This is a genomic window from Aeromicrobium sp., from assembly GCF_049586495.1.
Classification (GTDB): Bacteria; Actinomycetota; Actinomycetes; order Propionibacteriales; family Nocardioidaceae; genus Aeromicrobium.
In genome coordinates this window covers 1-4,962 of sequence record NZ_JBAVCB010000035.1, presented here as the reverse complement: position 1 = coordinate 4,962, position 4,962 = coordinate 1, and the positions used below count along the sequence as shown (strand labels likewise).

The following is a 4,962-nucleotide window of genomic DNA, read 5'->3' as shown; positions in this document are numbered from 1 at the left end:
AACTCAGGCGGCACGCAACCACAGGTCGGAGCGAAGCGACGACAGACGGGCAGCGGCGAAGCCGCGAGCGAGCGCGAGGAACGAGCGCGGCCCGGGTATTACCAGGTTTGGTTCACCTTGGGCGGCTTGGCGCCCGTGGGCGCGACGCCGAAGCGCTCGAGGGCCATCGACATGATGTCGTGGAAGACCGGCGCTGCGGTCGAGCCGCCGCCGGCGTTGCTGTACGGCTTGTCGAGCACGATGTAGGTGAGGAAACGCGGATTGTCCGCCGGGGCAAAGCCCATGAACGAGACGGTGTTCTGGCCACGTATGTAGCGACCCGTGTTCGGGTCCACGCGCCACGCTGTTCCGGTCTTGCCCGCCACCCGATACCCCTCGATGGCGGCGGCGGGCGCCGTTCCGTCCGGGGCCGTGACGGCCTCCATCATGCGGGTCACGACACGCGCGGCTTCCTTCGAGACCACCTGGGTGGCTCCCCCGTTGTCGACGCCTTCCTTGCTGCCGCCGTCACTCTGCACGTCACTGACCACGGAGGGCCGGCACATGGTGCCCCCGTTCGCGATGGCGCCGACGGCTCTGATCATCTGCATCCCGGTGACCGAGATGCCTTGGCCGAAGGAGATCGTGGCGTGGTTGGCCTTGGTCCACTCCGCACCGGGCTTCAGCAGGCCCGCAGACTCGCCGGGCAACCCGACGTTGGTCTTCTCCCCAAAGCCGAACTTGTTGAAGTAGGTGTACATCGTCGCGTCGCTCATCTGGTTGGCGGCGACGATCGTGCCGAGGTTGGACGACTTGGCAATGACGCCAGCGGCAGTCAAGTGCAGCGTGCCGTGCTTCCAGTAGTCGCCGATCGGGAACTTGTCGATGACCATCTTGGACGGGACGACGATCGGGGTGTCAGCCGCGATCTTGCCCTGGTCGGCGAGAGCGGCCATGGTGACGGTCTTCATGACCGACCCAGGCTCGTAGACGTTCTGCACGGCTCGCGAGACCGTGTTGGAGTCCTGCATGCCGGTGCGGGTGTCCGGGTCGAAGGTGGGTGCTTGTGACATCTGCACGATCTGGCAGGTCTTGACGTCCATCGTCAGGGCCAGGCCCCAGTCGGAGCTGGACGAGCGAACACCCTCGGCGAGGCGCTTGTCGGCGTAGTACTGCAGGTCGCGGTCGATGGTGGTGACGACATCGCGGCCGGGGACCATCTCGGTGACGGTAGAGTCGCCCATCGGGATGCGCTCACCGGATTGCGAGACCTCATACGTCTTCGACCCGTCGGTGCCGGTCAGGATCTTGTCGTACTGACCCTCGATGCCGGCGACGCCCTCGCCCGCGCCGTTGGTGTAGCCGATCAGGTTGGCCGCCAGCGACCCGCCGGGATACGTGCGCAGCGTCTGCTTCTCGCTGAACACCCCTGTCATGCCGGCTTCGGCCACGGCGGACAGCGCCTTCTTGGCCGTCCAGGCCGGAACATCTCGCTTCAGGTACACAAAACGCGATTCAGGCTTCCGCAGCTTGTCGATCAAGTCGAAGTAGTTGATGTCGGTGCCAAGGTGCTCCCGCAGGAGTCGCGCGATCTGAGGGGCGTTGGCAGCGGTCATGCTCGGGTCCGCAGTGAGCGTGAGGGCGTCGACGCTGGAGGCGAGCTCCTCGCCGTTGCGGTCCAGGATGGCACCCCGGGGTGCGGGAACTGTGGTGCTGGCCGTTCCTGCTCGAACTGCCATCGCTGCGTAAGCGCTCGCATCGACACCTTGGATCTGGAACAGACGCGCCCCGAACACGGTGAACAGACCGACCACGAGCACCAGACACCACCGAAGCCGACGTCGCGAGAGGCTACGGCGCCGGGACTGGCTCATCGATTGCCCCGCACGGCCGGCTTGGGCTTGCCGAGCACAGTTCCATCGGAGAGTCGGAGGAATGCCGGGTTGGTGTTGCGCACCATGCCCAGCTGGGCGGCGCGGTTCGCCACTGACCCGGGGCTGTGCAGCCGGTCGACCTCACGGGCCAGAGCCTGCTGCTGCGTGTGCAGGGAGGCAATCTCCCGGTCGAGCCGTGCCTGCTGGAAGGACTGGGCCTGCAGCAGGGTGCTTGCCACGATCAGACCCACCAGACCGGCCGACAGCACCAGCAGCACCACCACGACGAAGGGGGCTCGCCGGGCGCGGCTGCGGACGGGGCGGACGAGCCGCAGACCGACGTCGCGGACGTCGATCGCGCCTTCGCGGAGCGATTCGCTCGCACGGGTCTGCAGTGTCAGGAGTGCGGAGGAAGAGGTGCGGCCACTCATGAGGCGATCCGTTCCACAGCGCGCATACGGACCGACTTGGCCCGACGGTTCAGCTCGATCTCGGCCTCGTTGGCCTGCACCGCGCCACGGGTCAGGTTCACGAAGCGTGGGCGATGGTGATCGGGCACCACTGGCATGCCGCGCGGCACGTCCGTCGTGGTGACTGCCGCGAAGGCCCGCTTCGTGATGCGGTCTTCCAACGAGTGGTAGGCCAGCACGACGACGCGACCTCCGGGGGCCAGAACATCAAGCGCATCCGGCAGCGCCCGCCGATACGCGCCGAGCTCGTCGTTGACCTCGATGCGCAGTGCTTGGAACGTTCGCTTGGCCGGGTTGCCGCCCGTGCGGCGCGCCGGGGCCGGGATCGAGTCACCGATCAGCTCCACCAGCGGTCCGTTGGTGGTGAACGGCTCGGTCGTGCGCCGAGCCACGATGGCCGCGGCGATGCGACTGGCGAACCTCTCCTCTCCGTACTCGCGCAGCAGCCTCGCGAGATCGCGCGATTCATAGGTGTTCAGCACGTCCGCCGCGGTCAGGTCATCCTCAGGATTCATTCGCATGTCCAGCGGCGCGTCCTGCGAGTAGGCGAAGCCACGCTCGGCGACGTCGAGCTGCATGGACGAGACGCCCAGGTCGAACAGCACCCCGTTGACCGTCGGGTAGCCGGCGTCCGTGACCGCCTCGGCGATCTCGTCGTAGACCGCGTGGACGTAGGTGACCCGGTCGCCGAAGGGTGCGAGCCGGGTGCGAGCCCGGTCAAGGGCCAGCGGGTCGCGGTCGATTCCGATGACGTGCACGTTCTCGAAGCGCTGGAGCATCGCCTCGGTGTGGCCGCCGAGGCCGAGCGTGGCGTCCACGATGACCGGTGTGCCGCCCGTGACGGCCGGCTCGAGCAGATCCAGCACGCGCTCGAGCAGCACCGGCACATGGGCGGTCACAAGGCGCCGACCAACAACGAGAGCGCGGTGGCCACCGCGATCGAGGACACCAAGGAGAACGCCATGAGCGCAAGACCGTCGGCCACGTCGTGTCGTACTCGCCTGACTGTCTTCATGGTGTCCTCCTGTTCGTCTCGTCCTGATGGATGTGCGGGAAGGTGGTGCTTGGGCCGTGAAGCCAGATCCGCGACCGGGTGGGTCTGACACCGGGGAAGTGATGTCAGAAGCACTCGGGCGCAGATCTGGCTGCGCGGGGGTGTCAGAAGATGCCTGGCATCACTTCCTCGCTCATCTCCGAGAACGGCGTCTCGAGGTTGGTCTGGAACTCGTCCCAGCGGGCGCTGTCCCAGATCTCGATGCGATCCATGGCGCCCACGACGGTGCACTCGCGCTCGAGGCTGGCCCACGTACGCAGCACGGAGGGGATGGGAACGCGACCTTGCTTGTCGGGCATCTCTTCGCTCATGCCGGAGAAGAACATGCGGACGAAGTTGCGGGCTCCCGCATCGGTGAAGGACAGCTGACGCATCCGATCGGCGAAGACGCCGAAGTCGTCCGGGGTCCAGCCGTAGATGCACTTGTCCTGGCCGCGGGTGAGGACGATGCCCCGCTCGAGCCGAGAGCGAAACTTGGCCGGCAGGGTGAGGCGGCCCTTCTCGTCCAGACGAGGAGTGAAGGTGCCGAAGAACGTCGTGGCATCTGGACTCACTCTTCGCCTCCTCTGCGTGTGACGATCTACCCTTTTCCCCCACCTGTCCCCACTTTACCCCACCGTTCCCCACTGTCAACGACATTTGCACCACTTTCCCTGCCAGATCAGCACCGATCTGCCCCACACCGTCTTGGCCGAGGTGAGTTCCCGGACATGAAAAAACCGCCCCCGTCAGAGACGGTTGCGGTTCAGGGGCTCCCGGTGGGGAGAAGTGGGGCGCCGGAACGCCTCGATGGAGTCAGGCGTGAGACGTCAGCGGTCGTCGCCGTCCTGGCGTCGTTGCCAACGCTCTTCCATCCGATCGACGAACGAGCTGCCGGGCTTGGTGCTGGGGCCTTTCGCACCAATTCCGCGCGAACCGGAACCGCGGGGGGTAGATGCCTCATCGCCCGCGCCAATGCCACGACGCCACGCGGTGGCGAACGCGTAGGCCGAGCCCAGCATGGTGAGGAATCCGAGAATGCCGAGCCAGGTCAGGGCCGCGACTGCGCCGGCGAACAGCAAGACCACACCCATGATGAATCCGAGTCCAGCGAGCGCAGCGATGCGACGGTTGCGAGCCAGCAGCTTGGATCCGCGCAGTGTGGAGGCGAATTCGGGGTCTTCAGCAGCCAACGACTGCTCAAGCTGCTGCAGCATGCGTGCTTCTTCGTCGGACAACGGCACGGTTGTCGCCTCCTGGGGTGAGTGCGCTACTACGAGTCTAGGCGGGCAATCGACTGCAAGCCAGCCGACAATGCTGTGAAGTCCCCGTGATCTGCCACGAGCCGCTCGAGCGCGAAGAGTGCGTCGCGGGCGCCGGGCTCGCTGTCGACCAATGCGCTAGGCACCAGATCGGCAAAGACCCGCAGCGCGTGCGACGCCACCGGGGTCAGTCCGTGCTTCACCAGGAGCTCGTCGAGCTCAGCAGCCACGAATCGCCGTGGACCCATCGAGCGGGTGTCCCACGTGGAAAGGTCGGTCGTGAACATCTGAGTCGCAGCGGCGAAGTCACCTGCGAGGGCGCGAGCGACGACGGCGGCGAGACG

5 protein-coding genes and 1 pseudogene are annotated in these 4,962 nt (G+C 66.4%); all 6 read right to left on the bottom strand.

Annotation, left to right across the window (positions count from 1 at the left end; translation table 11 throughout):
- Positions 1 to 98 precede the first annotated feature (98 nt).
- Complete coding sequence (locus tag WB508_RS01795; RefSeq protein ID WP_423843161.1) at positions 99 to 1,853, bottom strand: peptidoglycan D,D-transpeptidase FtsI family protein; 1,755 nt, start codon at positions 1,851 to 1,853, stop codon at positions 99 to 101.
- On the bottom strand, positions 1,850 to 2,284 hold the full coding sequence (locus WB508_RS01790) for a hypothetical protein (protein ID WP_423843160.1): 435 nt from the start codon (positions 2,282 to 2,284) through the stop codon (positions 1,850 to 1,852). The genes WB508_RS01795 and WB508_RS01790 overlap by 4 nt, the downstream gene beginning before the upstream one ends.
- Entirely contained in the window at positions 2,281 to 3,222 is a 942-nt protein-coding gene (rsmH, locus tag WB508_RS01785; protein WP_423843159.1) for a 16S rRNA (cytosine(1402)-N(4))-methyltransferase RsmH, read from the bottom strand. The genes WB508_RS01790 and rsmH overlap by 4 nt, the downstream gene beginning before the upstream one ends.
- A gap of 259 nt (positions 3,223 to 3,481) precedes the next feature.
- Complete coding sequence (mraZ, locus tag WB508_RS01780; RefSeq protein WP_423843158.1) at positions 3,482 to 3,931, bottom strand: division/cell wall cluster transcriptional repressor MraZ; 450 nt, start codon at positions 3,929 to 3,931, stop codon at positions 3,482 to 3,484.
- Between the two features lie 255 nt (positions 3,932 to 4,186).
- Positions 4,187 to 4,600 (bottom strand): DUF3040 domain-containing protein, encoded by a 414-nt coding sequence (locus tag WB508_RS01775; RefSeq protein ID WP_423843157.1) that lies wholly within the window; start codon positions 4,598 to 4,600, stop codon positions 4,187 to 4,189.
- Between the two features lie 29 nt (positions 4,601 to 4,629).
- Positions 4,630 to 4,962: pseudogene (locus WB508_RS01770) on the bottom strand (SAM-dependent methyltransferase); the annotation flags it as partial.

What these genes read in the sequence shown, in the direction of transcription:
- WB508_RS01790 (WP_423843160.1), bottom strand. Translation starts at nt 2,284, where the DNA reads ATGAGTGGCCGCACCTCTTCCTCCGCACTCCTGACACTGCAGACCCGT.
- WB508_RS01795 (WP_423843161.1), bottom strand. Translation starts at nt 1,853, where the DNA reads ATGAGCCAGTCCCGGCGCCGTAGCCTCTCGCGACGTCGGCTTCGGTGG.